Origin of the sequence: Bacteroides sp. BFG-637, from assembly GCF_024793605.1 — a bacterium.
Lineage (GTDB): Bacteria > Bacteroidota > Bacteroidia > Bacteroidales > Bacteroidaceae > Bacteroides > Bacteroides vicugnae.
This window is the reverse complement of the sequence record NZ_JANUPD010000002.1, coordinates 1,862,404-1,883,817: the sequence shown is the minus strand read 5'-3', so window position 1 is coordinate 1,883,817 and position 21,414 is coordinate 1,862,404. Positions and strand designations below refer to the sequence as shown.

Annotated in this window: 12 protein-coding genes and 1 pseudogene; 1 reads left to right on the top strand and 12 read right to left on the bottom strand. The window is 43.8% G+C overall.

The window, feature by feature from the left end:
• Positions 1 to 176 precede the first annotated feature (176 nt).
• The 10 genes and pseudogenes from NXX38_RS07590 to NXX38_RS07545 all read right to left on the bottom strand — a co-directional run bounded on the left by NXX38_RS07590 (position 177) and on the right by NXX38_RS07545 (position 18,639).
• Entirely contained in the window at positions 177 to 2,429 is a 2,253-nt protein-coding gene (locus NXX38_RS07590; protein ID WP_258978966.1) for a glycoside hydrolase family 3 C-terminal domain-containing protein, read from the bottom strand.
• A gap of 276 nt (positions 2,430 to 2,705) precedes the next feature.
• Positions 2,706 to 5,213 (bottom strand): family 20 glycosylhydrolase, encoded by a 2,508-nt coding sequence (locus NXX38_RS07585; protein ID WP_258978964.1) that lies wholly within the window; start codon positions 5,211 to 5,213, stop codon positions 2,706 to 2,708.
• Positions 5,214 to 5,230: 17 nt separating this feature from the next.
• Positions 5,231 to 6,133: a glycerophosphodiester phosphodiesterase family protein gene (locus NXX38_RS07580; RefSeq protein WP_258978963.1), complete on the bottom strand. Its 903-nt coding sequence runs from the start codon at positions 6,131 to 6,133 to the stop codon at positions 5,231 to 5,233.
• 61 nt (positions 6,134 to 6,194) lie between these two features.
• Entirely contained in the window at positions 6,195 to 8,345 is a 2,151-nt protein-coding gene (locus tag NXX38_RS07575; protein ID WP_258978962.1) for a fimbrillin family protein, read from the bottom strand.
• Positions 8,346 to 8,365: 20 nt separating this feature from the next.
• Positions 8,366 to 9,259, bottom strand: a complete 894-nt coding sequence (locus NXX38_RS07570; protein WP_258978961.1) for a fimbrillin family protein — start codon at positions 9,257 to 9,259, stop codon at positions 8,366 to 8,368.
• Between the two features lie 19 nt (positions 9,260 to 9,278).
• Entirely contained in the window at positions 9,279 to 10,730 is a 1,452-nt protein-coding gene (locus tag NXX38_RS07565; protein WP_258978960.1) for a right-handed parallel beta-helix repeat-containing protein, read from the bottom strand.
• 55 nt (positions 10,731 to 10,785) lie between these two features.
• The gene (locus tag NXX38_RS07560; protein ID WP_258978959.1) at positions 10,786 to 12,561 is read right to left on the bottom strand and encodes a RagB/SusD family nutrient uptake outer membrane protein; all 1,776 of its coding nucleotides are present in this window, start codon (positions 12,559 to 12,561) and stop codon (positions 10,786 to 10,788) included.
• A 13-nt stretch (positions 12,562 to 12,574) separates the two neighbouring features.
• Positions 12,575 to 15,571: a SusC/RagA family TonB-linked outer membrane protein gene (locus tag NXX38_RS07555; protein ID WP_195649822.1), complete on the bottom strand. Its 2,997-nt coding sequence runs from the start codon at positions 15,569 to 15,571 to the stop codon at positions 12,575 to 12,577.
• 31 nt (positions 15,572 to 15,602) lie between these two features.
• The gene (locus NXX38_RS07550) at positions 15,603 to 16,772 is read right to left on the bottom strand and encodes a glycerophosphodiester phosphodiesterase family protein (RefSeq protein ID WP_258978958.1); all 1,170 of its coding nucleotides are present in this window, start codon (positions 16,770 to 16,772) and stop codon (positions 15,603 to 15,605) included.
• Between the two features lie 218 nt (positions 16,773 to 16,990).
• A pseudogene (locus tag NXX38_RS07545) lies at positions 16,991 to 18,639 on the bottom strand (DUF6377 domain-containing protein).
• A 264-nt stretch (positions 18,640 to 18,903) separates the two neighbouring features.
• Here NXX38_RS07545 and NXX38_RS07540 point away from each other — a divergent pair.
• Positions 18,904 to 19,692 (top strand): aspartate dehydrogenase domain-containing protein, encoded by a 789-nt coding sequence (locus tag NXX38_RS07540; protein WP_258978957.1) that lies wholly within the window; start codon positions 18,904 to 18,906, stop codon positions 19,690 to 19,692.
• On the opposite strand, the gene NXX38_RS07535 is transcribed toward NXX38_RS07540, so the two are convergent.
• Positions 19,675 to 20,559: a D-isomer specific 2-hydroxyacid dehydrogenase family protein gene (locus tag NXX38_RS07535; RefSeq protein WP_258981886.1), complete on the bottom strand. Its 885-nt coding sequence runs from the start codon at positions 20,557 to 20,559 to the stop codon at positions 19,675 to 19,677. The genes NXX38_RS07540 and NXX38_RS07535 overlap by 18 nt on opposite strands.
• 162 nt (positions 20,560 to 20,721) lie before the next feature.
• Positions 20,722 to 21,345: an HU family DNA-binding protein gene (locus NXX38_RS07530; RefSeq protein WP_258978956.1), complete on the bottom strand. Its 624-nt coding sequence runs from the start codon at positions 21,343 to 21,345 to the stop codon at positions 20,722 to 20,724.
• Positions 21,346 to 21,414 lie beyond the last annotated feature (69 nt).

The window sequence follows — 21,414 nt, the reverse complement described above, 5'->3', positions numbered from 1 at the left end:
ACTTCTGATACAACACTTTACCAAGCGAAACGACTACTTTCTTACTATTTTTTGCAAACGCAGGGAAAATTAGGCAATAAAAAAACGCTAAGTCGATTTGTTGCAATCACTTAGCGTTTTCCGAGTACCCAGACTCTCTGTCATCTCCTTAAAAAAATCTCTAACAAAACATCTACCTATTTCAACTCAAATGGTACAGTACCTTTAATATCTCTGGATGAACTGCCGATCATTGCCTCAAACTTGCCCGGTTCGGCCACCCATTCGTGTTTAGCATCATCGAAGAAGCTCAATGCTTTCTTATCAATCGTCAGCGTTACCGTTTTCTCTTCTCCCGGAGCCAGTTTCACTTTTTGGAAACCTTTCAACTCTTTGATCGGACGAGGGAGAGAGGATTTCTTATCGCTGATATAAAGCTGAACAACTTCTTGCCCCTCACGAGTTCCTGTATTCTTCACATTGACCGTGAAAGAGATAGTATCATCTGCTGTCATTGTTTTCTTGTCAGCCGAGGGGTTTCCATAGGCAAAAGTAGTGTAGCTCAATCCGTGTCCGAACGGGAACAGCGGTTTGATTTTCTCTTTATCCGCCCAACGATAACCTACGAAAATATCTTCCCGATAGATTTCATTAATGGTGTCCCCTCTATGTTTGGACTGTGCCAGTTCTTCTTTATTACCGGGATATTCGCCCAGTTTATGAGCACCTACATCTTCCAGTTTTGCAGGGAAGGTGAAAGGAAGTTTTCCTGAAGGGTTAGCGTCTCCTACCAATACGGAAGTAAGAGCTGTTCCGGCTTCCGAACCCAGAAACCAGCCCTGTACAATAGCCGACACTTCATTTACCCAAGGCATGGCCACAGCATTGCCGGAGATATTGACAACAATCAGGTTTTTATTCACCTTTGCCAGTTCGCTTATCACTCTATCTTGTGCGTATGGCAAACCTAAGGAAGCACGGTCCGAATCTTCACAATCCTGATGATTGCTCTTGTTCAAGCCACCGAAGAAGATAACATAATCGGCATCTTTAGCCACTTGCAAAGCCTCTGCAAGCAGTTCATCTTCCGAACGGTTGTCTTTCAAGTCCTGACCGGTTTTCACACCGTTATACTCTCCTGTCGGATCGCCTACATATCCACGGGCATATACCACTTCCGCTTTTGAACCCACACGGCTTTTCAGTCCATCCAACGGAGAAATCTCATATTTCACTTTCAAAGAAGAACTACCACCGCCCACAGTCATCATCTTAATGGCATTTTCACCGATAACGGCTATTTTCTTAGCTTTATTCAAATCGATAGGCAGTACGTTACCATTATTTTGCAACAATACAATTCCTTCTTCAGCTATCTCACGTCCGGCTTGCCCGTGCTCGGGAGAACCTAAAGAGCCGAATGGTTTGTGCGGATCCATTGAAGTACGGAATATCAGACGAAGGACATTACTAACCTTTTCGTCCAGTTCCTTTGTCCCTACTTTACCCTCTTTTATCAATTTCAGGTAAGGGAAAGCAAGGAAATAATTATCATAGGCATTTCTCGTTCCGGCAGACAGTCCGTTCGTCCATGAACCAAACTCGAGGTCCATGCCATTGTGAATCGCCTGCTCGGTATTGTGCACACCTCCCCAGTCGGACACTACAACACCATCAAAGCCCCATTCATCACGAAGAATATCTTTAAGCAGGCGCTTGTTGTGACAGGCGTGCTCTCCCTGATAGAGATTGTAAGAGCCCATAATCGACCATGTTCCACCTTCCTGGACAGCTGCTTTAAAAGCAGGCAGGTATATTTCATAAAGAGCACGATCACTTAATTGTACATTGGTGGTATGACGGTTGAACTCCTGATTATTCAAGGCATAATGCTTCACACAGGCAGCTACCCCGTTCTCTTGTACACCTTTGATGTAAGGAACCACCATAGTGGCGGACAGATACGGGTCTTCTCCCATATATTCGAAGTTACGTCCGTTCAAGGGTGTACGGTAGATATTCACACCGGGGCCCAACAGAATGTCTTTTTTGCGATAACGCGCCTCTTCACCGATACTTTTCCCGTAAAGATGAGACATTTCGGGATTCCATGTAGCAGCAAGGCACGTCAGTGCCGGATAAGCAATACAGGAATCGTTTGTCCATCCTGCCTGATCCCATTCATCCCATAAGACTTCCGGACGGATACCGTGAGGACCATCAGTAGCCCATACTTCGGGAATTCCGAGGCGGGGAACGCCTGCCGAACTAAATTTAGACTGTGCATGAATCATCTTCACCTTTTCTTCAAGGGTCATCCGGTTCAATGCATCTTTCACTCGCTCTTCGATAGGCTTACCTGTGTCCAAGTACACCGGCTTCTGCGCAAAAGCAGGCAGTGCAGCCATCACAGACAGGCCAAGTAACATTGCTTTGAATTTCATGTTCATTTATGATATAAGAAATAAGTTCATTCTTTTATTTATATAGACTCTCAAATGGGGGATATTTCCTAGTTGCGGATGAGTTTATTAATATTTATTATATTTATATCACCAATCATAAGCCGACCAACACTCAGTTATCCATTCACATTGTTCATTTCATTCTTTTATTTCGAACTTCTCTTTCTTGATGAGCCAAGCCTTTCTGAATAAAATCCATAGCAGCCTTAGATACACAAACAAAAAACTTGTGTATCTAAGGCTGCTATACTATTCCACTAATTACTGTAAATAACAGCTGGTCACACTTTGCTTATCCCTATAAAACAGTTTTGCTTTTACAACAGCAGACTGGCACGTTACAGGGGTCTCCCATAGTGTCGAATCAATCGTCGGTTCAGTTCCATCCGTCGTATAACATATCTGTGCTCCTTCGATAGGAGTATTCGCATACAGAAGTCCATCTCTCACGAAGAGTCCGGGATGCGGTAAACGGAAGTTTACCCCCATCCGGCTCCAATAAGGCATTTCCTTTACACTGATTTTCTCATAAAATAGTGCCAGATCCCGGTCAAAAGCCTGTTGCTCTGCTGCTCCGGAAAGAGTTTCCCAGTCCGGATGTGCATTCCAACCACGCTCTACCAGTCCCATCACTTTAGGGAACATATAATATTCTACCCATTGAAATCCTCGAATTGTTTCGGCAAACAGTTGGGCTTGTACGCCTTTTATCTGTTTCCTGCCGGATGCGGTCAAAGCCGTTTTTCCTTTTCCTGCGGAACTGATCTCAACCGGATTTCCCGCCATATCCGTACGGGAAGAACGATAGACATCGAATGGAAGCATGGAAAAGGCTTTGGATTCATCCACATATCCGCCCCAGAAATGTCCCGGTTCATCGGGATGAGCATCATAAGCCAAATCCAGATAGAAGTTATTCACATTGCAGAGAATAACCGGATAACCGTTGTTGGCTATCTGATAAGGAATTTCATCCTCTTTCCATTCGGGAACAGTCTTCCATGAATTGATACCGGATGCGTGTTGAGCCAAATAAGTATGAGTATCTTTCTTATGCCCTAAAGCTACCTCTTGCCAGCCATTAAAAGATAAATTATGCTGTTGCAAACAATCAACCACCCGGGTAATGAAATATTCGGCCAAATCATGTGCCTTTTCCATTCCCTGTTCTTCCATGAACGTTCTGCATAAGGGTGATCCCATCCATGCCCCTTTAGCCACCTCATCACCACCTAAATGAATGGTGGTCAGTGGTGCATCCGCTTCCTTATACATGCTCACAATTTCCTGAATCACCTTCTCCATAAAACGGTAAGTGGAAGGTAAGGCTACATTCATAACATTATCCGTATAGGCCTGTGCGGAAACATATCGGGAAGTATCCTGCAAGTCACTCAAAAGATATTCCTTCGCTTTCTCCGGGTCTGTATCGATGTATTTCCGATAACGCGCATTCATTGCTACAATTGCCGCACGCGCATGGCCGGGGGATTCTATTTCCGGAATAACCTGCACATGTCTTTCGGTTGCATATCGCAATAAATCAATAAATTCCTCCCGGGTATAATAACCATTTCCCGATGTAGCGGCACACGGATCATATCCACCATCATAAGCCGGATACAACCAATCTTTTTCATCGGTAGTATGTCCCCGTCGTGATCCGATGGCAGTCAGTTCTTCTAACCCCGGAATTTCCAGCCGCCAACCTTCATCATCCGAGAAATGGAACTGAAGCACATTCAGTTTGTAAGAAGATATAATATCAATCAGTTTCTTCAAGTGATCCACCGTTGTATAATTCCGGGCAATATCCAACATCTGTCCCCGATATAATAAATCCGGATAATCCTTTATAGACATTGCTTCCAACCGGAACGGACTCTCCTGTCCTTTCAGTAACCCCAACAGGGTCTGCGTTCCGTTAAAAATACCATGCGGAGTAGTAGCGCTAATCCTGATCTGCTGACCGTCGATACTCAATTCATAATATTCCTCATTAACTGCTTTCTTCTTGTCAGAAAGGTAATCCAGAGTAATGGTTACCGGAGCTTCCGGCACTACTTCCAAGCCATACCATCCGGAAAGTTTCTCTTTTAGCAGTTTTCCCTCATTGGCAAAATCCTCATGGAAAGTCAAAGCTAGTTGTTTTTCTAATAAGATATTACCTCCGGTAGTAATCACCTTTTTTATGGAAGGTATTATATCCGTCGAACGAAACTCCGGAGTAACTGCATTGTTCAAACGAAGGTTTGTTTCGTACGTTTTCCGGGCAATCGTTCTTTGCCATTCCGTCATAGGTAATGGTATGTTATTCAATGTTACAGGAAGTGGCTTACCTTTCGATGCTCCCGACTGGCTCACCCAGTAGCTTCCTTCGGGCGCATGCGAATTCTTTGGCACTTCCCCATCACACCGGAAAATCACTTTCAATGAATCTCCCGGAGCTAATGAGATAAATCCCTCTCCCGGATACATTTTAAAAAGGGTTGCATTCACCTGCTCCACTCTAACCGATGACGAAGCATCCTGCCGGATAGTACGGGGAAACTGCGAATAATAAATCTCCCATTCTTTCCCTACAGGAGTATCTGATATATTCTTCAGCAGAAATGAATTTTCATAATATTTGCCATTCTCATCGCAGTTTCCCATTTCCCAAGTTAAAGAAACCGGAGCTATCGAATCATTCGTTGATTTACAACCGCCTGCAAAGAATAGGATGTACAGCCACCCTACTGTCCATAAAGAAAATTTTATATCATTCATAAATGTAGTCTTAGTGATTAGTCATGCCACCCTTTACTTCTCAAATAATTGAGCATAAAAGCCGGACTGTCTGTTTGAAGGATTCGTGCTCCCAACTTGTTTATCAGATACCCATAACTAGCATCCGGGTCTTTCTTTGCAGCCTCATCATCATGCCCGCCTGCCAGAGAAGCCCACAAAGTATTATACCAGATCAGACTTTTCCCTGCCAGCCTGCGCTCCATTTTGGCAGGTACCGGACTAGAAGCATTTCTGTAACAAAGCTCAAACGCAACCGGATGCAACTGTTCCATATAATCTTCAACAACCTTCATTGATTTTTCCTCATCAATCGTTACGACAGGCATATAAATCACCTTATCCAGATAAGAGCCGAACTCCCGCTTCACCGTCTCCACCGGTTGAGCACCTTTCATTATAACTAAATCAGCAGTATCAGTTTTCTTCAATATAATATATACATCATCAAAAATGCTGTAGGCCTTATCCAGATTAACCATAATCTTACCTTTGGCTGCCAACAATGCTTCTTCCAAAGTAGGAACAGTATGTTCCGTCAACTGGCCATCCTTATCCTTCAACCGGAATTGCTTTATTTCAGCCAACGTTTTATCTTTTACTTTTCCTGTACCATTGGTAGTGCGATCTACCGTATCGTCATGCATGAGAACTAACTCACCGTCTTTCGTCTTACGGATATCTATCTCTACAATATCCACCTTCATCTGAATAGCACTATCGATAGCCGCCAAAGAGTTTTCGGGAGCAATACTCCAATTTCCGCGATGCGCCACCACTAAAACCTTATCCAAGTGCGGATTCAATACATCTTTGCGAATGAGCTCCGCCCGTTGTGCAGTCAGGAAACCTGACTGCAAACAGAACAGCAACAAAAGCACTATAAACTTGCTTTTCTTCATATCTTTCATTTGTTATTTAATCTTCTTACTTAATTCAATATCTACTATATTTTGGTCACAGTTACAATCCTGCATCATAAGCACCAGCCTGCATCTTGTTGACATTACGGGTTGCTCCACGCTGGTCCACTCCAAAGCCGGCTTCACCAACCCAGTCTACAAATTGCTGCCCCACAGTTGCATCAAAGGATTTCACTGCATTTATCACAGCCTGCCTGGTTGCAAATTCATCAATAACACCGGTCACAGACCATTGATAAACACCATCCGTCAAAGTAGCAATAGGAAGAGTTTGAGATGAATAATCCGTATCCGTAGCAACTGCTCCCCAACCGGCATCTGCCGCCTGATATACATTGTATCCACCGGAAGTGATATTACCTGCATAAATAGTTCTATTTCCGGCTCCTTTGGCAAATAAAGAGTTAACCACAAGAGAAGCATTCTTCCCTGCACGGAAGACACCATTCGGATTACCTGAATTGCCGACAATCGTAGTATTGGCAAGCATAAAGTAAGCATCTCCGTTGACAGTGATACTATTTCCTCCTGTAGCTGCCGTGCCAAGTACGGTTACATTATTCATGCAGACATATCCATTTCCGGCATGAATACTAGTTCCCCAAGCGGTTGGTGCATAATTCTCATGCAACAAGCAATTATTCATAAACAGGAAGCTGTTTGCTGCGGTAGTAGTGATGGCTCCTCCACGCCCTGTCGCTTTATTGCTCACCATTTCCACCTGATTTAACAAGACTCTTCCTTTTGATACTTTAACGGCTGCTCCACCATCCGTTCCACCATCGCTTCCACGATTGAAATTCTTTATGACACAATTATTCAGTTGCAGAGTTGCATCACCTCCACCTGCCGCAACAAACACGGCACGAACACTTCCTGCATCACTCAATCCATATTGTCCATTGAAAGTACAGCCATCGAAAATAATATTTGTCTGATTACCCAATACTAATAAAGAGTTGGACGTCGCAGATGCTCCACTACTGGTATTTCTGACGAAAGCAGTCGTGTATTTAGCAACGTCACGTTTCGTTAAATCCGTTCCCGTACTTAAAGGATTATATCCGCCTTCAATCGTTATTTCCACTTGCTTACTATAACCGCTATATTCTATCTTCACTCCGGAGTTTTCTTTCGCAATCTCATAAGAGCCCGCAGCTACATAAATCTTTTTACCATCCAGTTTGGCTGCATTAGCATTGGAAATTTCACTGTTACTATTCGTTTGCAACAAGTTGCGTAACGCATCTACTCCCATTGCATTATCCCAATCCATACCGGTTGCATTTCCGGCAGGTTGCTCTTTCACATAGTAAGCCGCCAGTTGCAGTTCTTCCGCATCTCCGCCCGGCAAAGTACCGCTATCCCACGGAGAAACAATCGGTTCACTGATAGTTATGATCGAGCCTTCCACTTTTAATGTGAATTCATAACACTTTCCGGGTTTCAGTTCCGGTATACCGGGCAACACCATATCTTCGCCCAAATAGTTTAAGGAGACAAAGGTAGCAGTTGTCCCGGCTTTTCCGGGAGCCACAATGGCAGTATACATACAACCATCCTGTCCTGCCTTACCACCTTCGGGAACTGTAATGAAAGGGGATATTAAAGAAGTACCCGATACCACTTCCCCGTTTGTATATCCCTGATAGGAACCAATCTTTACTCCCTGAACCTTAGCTTGTCCGCCTACATCTGCAAGCGTCATAATCACTTTTGCCATTTTCCGGTTCATACCCAGACGGAGAATACGGGAACCATCGTCCGTTGCATTCTCTACGGTACACGTCATATAATCAGCCATAGCCAGGTTTTCCAAACGTTGCTGGTTTGTGGGAAGCGTAAAATTAGCCGTACTGGCTCCGTTCACTACCGGATAAAAAGCCGAATAAGTTACCGGTTCCTCCCCCCATCTTAAATAATAATTATCGGTCGGCACCCATTTTCCTTCCGAAAGTACATAATTCAGATATCCATCCTCACAACTTAACTGAATTTCATCACCCTCATTAAATTGTTTCTGCAGATCTCCCGTTGCATCGGGATTACTACGTGTAAAGACGGTATTAATTACAGCTTCAATCTGAATAGCACCGGAATCTTCACTGTACACAGCTATATCCTTATCTGTATCACAAGCCGCCATACCCATCAACAAATAGGCAGCCAATATCAGTTTTGTAATCTTCATAGTTTATATCTCCTCCTTCTTTAGTTCCGGTCGATAAGTTGTCCGGTTGCCCAATTTCTGGCCATCTTAGCAGCCAATCGGACAGTTGTGTTTACATTGAGAGTCAAGGTATGTTCCACTCCTTTTTCCAATTCAATGGCTTCCTTTGCAGTCCAGATATACAGTTTCCCGTCATAGCTGAAGTTCACAGAGAAGCCCTCTGCTATTTTTTGTGGAGGCAGAATACATTCGCAAGATTCCGTCCCTTTATAGGGAGCCACAGTAGCCACCACGGCATCTGGCGCAGGAACAACCATCGGAACCGTTGCCGACAAATCACAAATGCCATTAACAACAGCCCCATTGATAGACATATCCCCTAACTTATTCATCGCAGCATCTGTCGTTCCATTGACTGTGATTTTTATAATCAGCTTGCTCATGGCATGACTCAAAGAGATTTTCAGCTTTCCATCCGCAGTTAAATCCTGCTCCGGATCGACTGTTGCTTTCATCAACAAAAAATCGGAGGACTTCACATTCTCCTCAGTAGCCTGATTGGTAAGAGCATTGACTGCCAAAGAGGCATCCGGAGCGGCTTCACTCATATAAGGCGCATACGCTATCATCGTCACCGGCGTTCTTTCCGCATCCCAAAGCATCTGCTGACCGTCGGACGTACTCCAGGCACTTCCGGAACCAACCATTTGCTTATGATAGTTATAAGCAGCATTCTCGCTGTTCCGGATCATCAATCCGAAACGTTCCAGATTCGTTGCGTCATACCCTGCACGCGACAAAGGTTCATTTACTTCTGTAATGATACGGATTACATGGTCTTCGGGGAAACTACCCGTTGACAGTAATTCATCCTCATTATTTGAGCATCCGGCTAGTCCGACGCCCAAAGCTATTATATAAAATATCTTCTTCATGTTACAGTCGTTTTAGAGTTTAATTGGCCAGAACAGCATCATAAGCACCGGCCTGCATCTTATTGGCATTACGAGTCACTCCCCGCTGGTCTATTCCGAAAGCATCTTCACCGATCCATTCCACAAACACTTCTCCCAAATTAGCAATAGGCGAAGCCACCGGGTTAAAGCTTTTCGCAACTTCTATCACCGCCTGCCTGGTAGCATATCCTTTTACCGAACCAATCTGATTAAGATCCCACACATACACTCCCTCCTCATTCAGCGCACCGTTCACCTGATTAGGATAAGCCGTATCGGACGCACTCATCGTTATCCCCGTCACACGCTGATACACATTATATCCTTTCGAGAAAGCCTCAAAATTACTACCATTCAGATTAAAACTCGGAGCCGAAGGATTTTCAGAAATCAACAGATTATTAATAAACTTCGTATCACCGCCAACTCCCGTCTCACAGCGCACAGCCCCATGACTGTCATTCGCATTTCCAATGATTGTGTTATTAGTCAGCAATATACTACCTCCTCCGTTCAAAGCGGCACCCGTCCCCATATTCTCTATCAGCGTGGTATTGTTTATACAAATATGTCCTTCCGACATCTGAATACCATTTCCCCACGAACCGTTATGAGAATTACCTTTCAGCAGACAGCCATTCATAAATACCACTGCCGTCTTGCTACTACAACGAACAGCTCCTCCACGACCTGCAGCCGTATTGTCCAACAAGCTTACCTTATTCAATCGTACCTGTCCCGACAAGACAAAAACAGCCGGACCACCCTGCTTGGCAGAAGTCGTTACTCCCGACACACAATCTCTAATCACGCAATCGGCCAACTCAATAGAAGTATCACTGGCACCGCCGCTCACGTAAATGCCACTACCACATTCGGTAGTACTCGCATCCGCTTCAGACACATACCCATATTGGAAAGTAACCCCTTCAATAGCTATATGCCCTTTCTTGACAAGCAACAAACCACAATCACCGGCATCCGCCTGCTTATTTCCGTTCACATCACCACTGATGACTGTCACATACGCATCTATATCACGTGCCGAAACATCCGTTCCTTCACTAAACTGGCTATATCCGCCCTTAATCGCTTTGACATCCTTGCGGACGATTACACCAAGCCCACTTTCTTCGGACATTATATATTTCCCCTGACTCATATAAATCGTACTCTTGGAGAGATCGATTGAACCGCTCAACAACTTACGGAAGCCAGCCGCATCCAGCGCCTGTTCCCAAGAACTGCCATCCATCTCACCTTCACCGAATTGAGTCACAAAGTAACTCTCCAATCCTTTCTGCATAATCACTTCTTCGTCCAGATCGTCATCGTAATCCGTCATTATAGGCGGATCTATCATCTCATAATCTTCCTGGCATCCCTGTGCCAACAGAATCATGAAAGCCAGCATACATAGCTTCGATATTATGAATAATCTATTTTTCATTTTCTTTCTTTTTTAACTTGTACATTAGATAAGAATAATCGCAAATTCACCGATTTCACCGGGAAATATCCGGATAACCGGGATTCTGTTTCAGATATTCATTCTGTTCCAGTTGCGTCTGCGACAAGGGGAACAACTCATAATGGTCGTCTGCATCCCGTGGTTTATCCCACCATGCTTCCTGATACCTGTCAAAGCGGATCAGATCTGTACGCCGACGACTTTCCGCCAGAAATTCCCGTCCCCACTCATCCAACATTTCTTTCAGATCGAGCACAACGTTACCTTCCGGCTGATAAGCGATATTCGCTGTAAAGTTTTCATAGTTGCGTTTACGTACGCTGTTCAGCAACTTGCCAGCCTCACCCGCCTGTCCGAGACGGAGAAGACATTCAGCCTGCGAATAAATAATCTCGGCCAAACGAATCTCCGTGTAGTCAGACTCGATATAATAACCTCCGGTAAATGGATAGAAAGGATACTTCACACAGTAAAGCCCGGAGTTGAAGTCACCATTGCCCAACTTGGATTCCTTATAAGCCGGATTGGAGATATAGCCTGATTCTGCATTTCCCTCAAATCGTCCGACCTGGTCACGCAAATAAATCACATACTGATTATCCGGGTTCTTGGCATATCCTCCACTGACAGCGGAGTTGGCAATCTTACCTTCAAGAAAGAACATACCTTCACGTGTGTTATTACCCGTGTTCACATATTGCTTATATCGTATATCTCCCTGATATTTAGCAAACTTCCGCGTAACCATTCCCAAACCATAGTCAAACAGTTCGCGTGGTTGCTGGTTGTCATAGCTCGGTGAAAGTGCATATTTCGGATTCCGTTCGCCATTTCCTTCTATCTTCAGGTAATACGCACTGCCATAAGGCAAACCACGGCCGTAAACCGTTCTTCTGTCATTTTGCAGATGCCAGCTGGTCAGTCCATAAGAACCGGGGAAACCAAAGATTACCTCATTGCACATTTCATTATTCCAATCGAAAGGTGCATACCAATTATCAGCAATTGCATAATATCCGAACTCTCCCCCAGTGATACGTTTACACATATCGATACATTCCTGCCATTTGGCCTGGCCGATCCATACTTCTGCATTCAGATAGAGACGTACCAATAAAGATGCCGCAGCAGCTTTGGTAAACTGTCCCTGCTGGCTGCCATTGCCGGATTGTCCACTCTTGGAGGGTAAAGCTGTCAGACAGTAGTCTTTCAATTCACTTTCGATGAAATCGAACATCACCTGCGGAGAAACTTGTTTCCGGTTTTCCGGTAGTTCGTTCACTGCCTGATCCGACGTGGTCGTTAAAATGCAGTTGCGATGTGTATTCAACAGACGGAGATAACCCCAGGCACGCATACAACGCAGCTGTGCTTTAAAACTTTCAAATTCACTGTCGCTTAAACCAAAATTAGACGGGTTCAACTGTGCCAAGTCATCCAATACCATATTGCATTGACCAATGCCTACATAAAAGTTGTCCCATTCACTCAACCAGTCCCCCTGATTGATATCATCATATTGATGACGATGATACATTTCCCACAGTCCTCCATCGTACCACCAAGTACCACGAGTAGGAGTAATCAGTTGGTCTGCCGGTAGTTCTTCATTCTCATGACGTATCCAGATGCAGCAGTACATGTGTTCAAAAGGACGGAAGACAGCGTTGATAACATCCTGTTTCGTGTTATAATAGTTCTTGGACATCACCTGGTCATACACCGTTTCCGACAGATCAGTACAAGATGGTAGGCCTAACACTGTACCTGCCATCATACTCAATCCTATAATATATTTCATTATTCTCATAATTGTTTTTCTTTTAAAAACTTACTTGTAAACCTAAAATAAACTGGAAAGCAGATGGATAATAGTTGTATCCTCCTCCGAAAGTACCCGGTGTCAGTCCATTCACTTCGTATGTAGAAGGATCTACACCCGTAAATTTCGTAAACGTATAAAGATTGTTAGCTGTACCGAACAGGCGTATCTTTTCGATGTACTTCTTATTCAGGTTCATCGTATATCCTAAAGTAATGTTGTCTATCTTCAGGTAATCACCCGGTTCGATGAAATAGTCGGTAATCACATTCTTACCTGTTGTGATATGGGCATTCTTCGAATAAGCGGTGGTCAACTGATTGGTACTCATACTCTGTAATCCGAAATAGAAATCGTGCACGTTAAAGATGTCAAATCCGGCAGCACCACGGAGAGCAACAGTCAAATCAAAGTTCTTGTAAGTGAAGTTGTGCGTCATAGAACCGGTGAATTTCGGCAAACCGTTTCCGGTTACTGCTTTGTCTTCTTCCGTACCTTGGGATACAGGGATTACATTTCCCTTCTTGTCATAAATCAACCAGTCACCCTTTTTATCCACTCCCGCATAACGGTATGTGAAGTAGTTACCGATACGCTCTCCCTCTTCAATCCGCTGCAAATATCCCGGATTATTGGGGTTTGCCATGCTACAGGTGGAGTAATATTTCTGTCCCTTGTACACATCATTGGAGAAGCTGACAAACTTGTTATTATTAGTAGCGCCCACTAATGTGAAACTATAAGTGAAGTCTTTTGTCCGGACAGCATTGACTGTTATATCAAGCTCGAAACCGGTATTGCGCAATGTACCTACATTGGCATAGATTGTAGAGAACAAATTAGGTGGAACCGATACGGAATAGCTACCGAGTAAGTCGCTTTGCTTACGGTGAAAATAGTTAAATGAACCGGTCACCTTGTGTTTGAGGAGCGAGAAGTCCAAACCGATGTTCTGGTTGTGTCCCTTCTCCCAACGAAGTTCCGAATTGACATTCTTACTCGGCCCCCATACATGGAAGTTGTTACCGCCATACTGATACCAGCCATAAGCCTTATAAGTAGCCAAAGACTGGTAGTTACCAATTTCCTGATTACCGGTTACACCATAGTCATAACGCACTTTCAAGTCATCAATCCATGAAAATCCTTTCATAAATTTTTCATCCGAGATACGCCAACCGACAGATACAGCCGGGAAATTACCCCATTTATGATTCTCACCGAAGCGGGAAGAGCCCTCGTGACGTAAAGAGAAAGTAAACAGATAGCGCTCTTTCCAGTCATAATTAACACGTCCGAAGAAACTGATTAGTTTATGGTCATTCTTATAAGAACTCATCATGGTCTTTCCCTCTTTGGCTGCTTCCAGACCGGAGCCCAGATTATTATACGTCAAGCCGTCGGAAGAGAAATCCCAGTTTTCGGCTCCCATACCCGAACTTACACCGTAATTATAACTATAACCCACCATTGCACGGATTTGGTGATCCTTCATACGTGTAGAGAAGTTGGTCACCCATTCCAGATTGTTATTGGTGTTTTTATCAAAGTCTCGGCTCGCTTTTCCGGCAACGCCCGAATTCACATTAGGACCGTAAGTAGATGGTATGAACCATCCGTTGAACTTATCCACCTGATACTGTGAAACAGTAACCTGCGATTTCAAGACCATATTCGGGTTTGCAGGATTAAACAATGGCAGCAAATTAACGGCAGCAGTAGCATTCCATTCCAACAATTTAATCTCCGTACCATTTTCTTCCTCATTCAATTGCTCAACAATATTCGAACTATCTCCTCCGGACGGAAAACGATAGTACCCATTAGCTGATTCGGGATCATAAACCGGCATCGTCGGATTATTCTTAATAACGCTGCCATACACACTGGCTGACTTGTTCCGGTCGATGACACGGGGAGTCATATTGGCTGCGAACGTAAACAAGCCATCTTTCGTTGTATGGCTGATGGTGGCACGTGCACCATATTCCCGACGGTCGGAACGCAGGTCGATTCCCTGCGCTTTACGATAATCGGCTGTTACGCGATAATTGGTCCTCGCATTACCTCCGGAGAAGGTTAACGTGTGCATGTGTGTCACTCCCAAACGGGTAACGGCATCAAACCAGTCTGTACTGGCTCCCATATCAGAAAGTGGATTAGACACCGTACGATAAGCACGATATTCCTCCGCATTCATAATGTCCAGCTCTTTCTTTGCTTTATTGAAAGTGACGGCAGCACTGTAAGTAGTATGCACTTCCCCGTCACGGGTTCCCTTTTTCAGATTAACAAGAATAACACCGTTGCTACCCCGTGTACCATAAATAGCAGAAGCGGCACCATCTTTCAATACATCGATAGATTCAATATCCGCAGGATTAATATTCGTCATATCACCTCCCGGCACTCCATCTACAACAATCAACGGACCCAGCCCGGCATTACGTGATGATATACCACGAATCTGAATACTTCCCGTACTATTCGGATCGGCCAAAGCCGTATTGGAAACAGAGACACTGGATACCTTTCCCTGCAACAACATGGAAGCATCGAGACTGGATATTTGATTCAGGTCTTTCGCACCGACATGCGAAATAGCCGAAGTCATTTCTTTCCGTTTCATCGTACCATAACCCACCACTACCACTTCATTCAAAGCAGTGGATTCTTCTTTCAACACAATTTTTAGTAATTGCCGGTCCTTGATAGCCACTTCTTGTGTTTCATAACCGATATAAGAGATTTTTAAATGTCCGTTCTGCGGAGCACTCACCTGGAATTTACCGTCCATATTGGTGATGCTACCTTGCTTTGTCTCTACAACCACCACCGAAGCTCCGATGACAGGTTCCCCCTTTTCATCGATCACCGTACCGGATATTTTACGTTCCTGCTGCACTTCCCAAGAAGCTCCTCTTGCCTGGATGCCGGAAAACAGCATCAGCACTATACCTAACAGACAGGTACACGTTCTACAATAAATATTTCTCATAAATAGATGATTTTTATATTAGATGATAAAGTTAACGAAGCCCTCTTGCCTGTAATGCCGGAATCAACAAGTCCGGTAAATCCGTCTGTATCATACATACCATCGGATAGATTTGCAAGAGTTCATCCAGATAAGTCTCGTTCAACGTCCATTCGGACACACTACTGCCACTGGCAGGAAGCATATTCACCGTAGCAAGCATTCCATCATTGATTGAACTTCCCAAAGGAGTGCTTTTCCCATTCGTCAGGTAGCTGTATTGCACGAAGTAGTTGCCCGGTAATCCTATCATCGGTTTATGACTTCCTGTCCATGTATACACATGTGCCTTGGGAGTAATACCCAATACTTCTTCCGCCTTCTGCGCACTGTTACAATAGAAAAATACAGATTCCATCATATCCAGTTTCATCACGATATCCACCACTTGTTGCGAAGTTGCTGTACGCGGAGAGTAGTCGAGATTGTAATAGATTCTACCACGTCCTGCTTTCAGAAACTCTTCCAGAGTAGGCATCTTTTCATCAGTCACCCGACCGTTCCGGTCCTTCAAATTATACTTCTGTATTTCCGCATAGGTCATTTTCGTGATGTCACCTGTGCCATTCGTTGTAGCATTGATCGTCTGGTCATGGCAAACCACTACTACTCCGTCACTTGTCACATGAGTATCACACTCGATCACTTCAGCTCCAGAATCAATGGCATCCTCTACGGAAGAGACTGAATTTTCGGGAACTGTCCTGTCGGACGTATGTGCCCGGTGTGTCATGACCCATACTTTTTTGTTATCCGGCTCTCTGAATTGCTTCATCGCCTCCGTCAACGCCAATAGATTATAGATACGGATTCTCTTCTGCACCTCATACTGACCTGCCGTAACGTGTAGCGTGTAGTCACCACTCTGAGTATAGGCATAAGTGATAGGGGTGGCAGCTTTCCCCTCCTTGACCGTCCCGTCACCAAAATCGACAGTAATATCGGTATTTCCATCAATGTTGTTGAATTTGACCTCTACCACCTCTTTCAGCATGGCACGAGTACTTACTTGCAGGTAAGGATTCTTTTTCACAGGATCATCGTCAGAGCAAGCGTTGCAAACTATCCCCAATAGAATAGCCCAACAGCAGATCCAGCTTATAGGCCGGCGTTTTGTTCTTCCTTTTTCCGGAACAAAAAAATGCAGTAATTCATTTTTCATTTGTATTTCTATAAAGGTTAATAAAAAAAGAACTCCCGAAAGCGGAATCAGTTCATTCCGTTCGGTTATGACAAAAATAGAGGGAAATGCCCCGATAAAAAATAGCAAAGGGAATATAAGTGGAAATGCATAATCCACTCAAAGAAATAACTATCTGATAATAAACATATTAATACTTAACAAGCTCACATTAAAAGGTAGATTCGGCACAGATTTTATTAACGGATTTTTGCCACCAAATCTTCAAAATCATCTCGTGAAACACGTGCTTTGGTCTTCACTCTTGAACGATAATTATAGATCGTATTTACCGAGTAATGCAGAAGCTCTGCAATCTGCGAACTGTCTTTTATTCCCAAACGTATCAAAGCAAAAATACGCAATTCGGTATTCAGTAATTCATCCGGCTTCAAGACAATCTGTTCTTCGGGCAACAATAATTCGTTGAGCGATTCCACAAAGTTAGGGAAGAGATGCAGGAAAGCAGAATCAAAGTTCGCATACAATTCTTGCACTTCAACGGTTACAATATCATTGCTAAGATGTGTCATTTTCAACAATTCTGCCACTTGCCCACGTTGCAGTTTCTTGTTTACCAGCTTTCTGTATGCTTGCAAACGGTCTACATATACAGAACACAATTTAAAGAAACGGGCGATATAGGCTTCTTTAATGAGATTGGACTCTGAAAGTTCCAGATTGGTGGAACGAAGATGGCGGTTCACTTCTTCGAGTTCTTCATTCAAAGAGAATAACCGTTCGTTTACTTCCTGCAATCCTTTTTGGCGATGGAAAGGGCTTTCATCTGACGGTAAATATAGATTAACGCTACCACCAACAGTAGTGCCAACAAGGCTACACACGTAATATAAATCAGCAGTTCCCGATTTTGTTGCTTGATAATATCCTGATAATTCCCATTAATCATGGAAAGCGGGGTGATGTTCATCCAACTCCGCAACCTCGTTTTATAAAATTGTGATATCTCCCATGAGAAATTGATATAGTCATAGGCACGTTTCAAATCTCCTTTGCCATGCAGTTCTTGTGCCAGTACCATCAAAGAAGATTGTTCTTTAATGGCGGAACGTACATCTGATATAGCTGAAAGTACTAAATAATATAAGTGTTCGTCTTTCTTGCCCATGCTCTCAAAAAGACGGAAACGTTGATAAGCCACCAATGCATATTGGGGAGTGCCAAAAGAAGCTTCTGCGAGTCGGCGGTCACTGAATTCCATAGCCTCATCATATTTTCCGGCCTCTCTTAGCTGTGTCTCACGCAGCCACAGGTAAGTAGCCGAAGACGAATCTAAAGTAACCTCCATAGAGTCCCGATATACATGACTCAACTTTACATAGCGGGAAGCAAACATTTTATATCGTGGTTGTGCGGCTCCCGCTTCAGAATATACATGTTCATAACATGTATAATAATGGCCCAAAAGAGATGTTGGAAGGGTCTGGCGATCGATGGAATTTAATATGTCCGCCGCTTCCATATACATCCCGATAGAAGATAACAAATAAGATAACTCCAATTGAATTTTAAGTTCTCTCTCTTTATCATTCAACTGTCTTGCCAGCAACAAGTTTTCATTCAGATAATGGAGTGCGGAATCAGAACTGTATGCTTTATATTCAAGATAGATATCATTATTTAAATGATAGCGTTCAATAGAAAAAGGAGCCGCCTTTCGGGCTTCTTTTTTCAACTCATGGAGTTTACTTTCTTTTATCTGTACATAAGTATCAGCTTCCTTAATCGTTTTATCAAGTACGTTTAACAGTGAGTCCAAGCGTTCATCAGCAAAAGCCGAATGACAAGAAAAGAAGAGTAAAAAGCAAAACAGACAGTTCTTTTTCATGGGGCGGATAGACTTTTATAAGTATAAGATAACAGAGATTAGCCAGACAAATGTAGAGAAAATCTTCGTAATCCTACTATAAATGGCTCATAAATTAAGGAAACAAACAGTCTATTATAAAAGCTAGATAGAGTATATATTACATTACCATTAATAAAAACCAGCTTTACTCTATCATACAATTCCATCCCCGAATACATCTCTAACGATAAATACAATATTACCAACCAAAACTCTTGCCAATAAAAGTATTATCTTTGTTGCATGAAAAGATTAGTCATTGTAGGATGTGGACGACTTGCAAAAATCGTTGCGGATGCAGTTGTCAAAGGTTTATTACCAGATTATTATCTGGTAGGTGTCTATTCGCGTACGGCATCAAAAGCAGCACACATCGTAAATAAAATGCAGCAACATGGCAAGCCTTGCATTGCTTGCGCCACATTGGAAGAGTTATTGGCTTTAAAGCCTGATTATCTGGTAGAATCAGCCTCTCCTGCCGCTATGCGGGAATTGGCTTTGCCGGCATTGAGAAACGGAACGTCTGTCGTTACTTTGTCTATCGGTGCTTTGGCAGATGAAGCATTCTATCGGGAAGTGACAGAAACCGCCAAGGCAAATGGCACACGGGTCTATATCGCATCCGGAGCTACCGGTGGATTCGATGTTTTAAGAACCGCCTCACTGATGGGAAATACAACGGCTCGCTTCTTCAATGAAAAAGGTCCTAATGCACTCAAAGGGACACCCGTTTATGATGATTCTTTGCAAACGGAGCAGCGTACCGTTTTCTCCGGTAGTGCTGCGGAAGCTATTCACCTCTTTCCAACGAAAGTGAATGTTACAGTTGCCGCCTCACGGGCTTCTGTCGGTCCGGAGAACATGCAGGTATCCATACAGTCTACTCCCGGATTTGTAGGAGATACGCAAAGAGTAGAAATCAAAAATGACCAGGTGCATGCCGTAGTAGACATTTATAGTGCTACATCGGATATTGCAGGGTGGTCAGTAGTGAGCACCCTGATTAATATCGCTTCACCCATTGTATTCTGACAGATTGGCCAGTACTTTTGCGCTCAGGCGGTCAAACGCCTGACGCGTGCGGCCAGTAGACACCTGCATACAACGTACATGCGGATGATTGAGAAGCTGTTCACCCCCCAACGCGCCTATCGTGTCACAAAAGCAAAGGTTGTCACCTTCCAGCCATTCAGTAAAAGCAGCCTCATCCCATGCCGGTGATAAACCGGTATTGAATAAAATCTTCCGGTTACCCATCTGCTTAAATTCCTCTTCATGCAGTAAAACCGTATTTTTATTAAGACAGCAGCAAATGACTTCACTCTCTGAAAGGAGTTCCCTCAATGGCAGAAAACGATATCCTTTGACAGTAGCCGCTTCTTTCTCACTGCGGGCATAATATGAAATATCAGCACCAAAGAATTTCAAGGCGTCCGCTATCATGCCGCCAGACTTACCCAATCCGATTATTCCGACTTTCAATCCGGTGATTTCACGAGGCAATTCTTCCCACGGTTCCTGTCCAAAGCCGTGCAAACAGCGCACCAACTCACTGACTACATATTCCACCACTCCTTCGTCACCATAATCCCGGATACCTGTTACCGTGATACCTCGTTCATTGGCATAACGAATATCAACATTGGCACTTTCGGGAGAATAGAGTGAACAACACATTCCAATGTATTTCACATTCGGACAACATTCGAGTACATACCGGTTGATACGGGAGGTATAGCTCAAAAGCACCGCATCAGCATCTCCGATACGGGCAATTATTTCATCATCATTCGCGGGTATATCAGGATACATCACCACCTGACCGGCAAATGAATACAACGCTTTTTCGGTCGACGGAACCAAGCTGACCGGTTCTATAGCTACAAGTTTCTGAAACATCATTTTTTATTTTAGAAGTATTATACAAACATATATGGTTACCGGATTAGCAACCCAACATGGCGCTAAGATACAAATTTCCAGCCATAATATCATTTAAAGATGAATGATTACAGTACGTTTTAGACACGCGAACGCAAGTTAAACAGATCCATGCAGAGTTCACAACTCGCTATCCGGCTCCTTGGGTGGTGGCGCAATGAAATGCATCTGATTGCCCCGTCCCTCTCTCTTGATAATACCCTCGGCTGCAAAGGATTTGAGGTCAGCGAGCGCGGTGTTCTTCAGCCGTCCTGTGAGTTGGGTGTACGTTGTTCTTGTAATAAACCCATGTTGCCGGATATATTGCAGTACAATCTGTTTCAGTTTTTCGCTGTCACACTCTCTTGAGGTGTTAAAGTCAATGTATTTTCTACGCTCCAGATCTCCCCGGACACCTGTCCGGAATTCCTTAGAAGCACGGAAGTTCACCCCGTTGAAAGAAACGGAGTTGGAACGCAAGTCTTTCTTGTCCTCCACCAAACGGGATGTCACCTTGGCGGAGAAGAATCCAAACTCTCCCAGTTCTACCCGGAATCCCTCGCCCAGGTAGTCGAGTGTTTCGTCCCGTAACTCGGAAAGGATCCCTTCTATCATCCCCTCCTTGAATCCGGTTCTCTTGGCTACTGCCCGAACAAGCTGCTTTGCCGTAATTGTTCCGCTATAAACAATGTCGGCATACATCGTTTCAGTCTCGCCCTCTTTCGTGGTGAGGGACGGTTTCTTCTTTAAATTGTAATAAGCCATCTTTCTTTTCTAACTATGATTAAGAACTTTCAGTGCAGAGATTAAGGATTTTCAGTGCAGAGATTAATG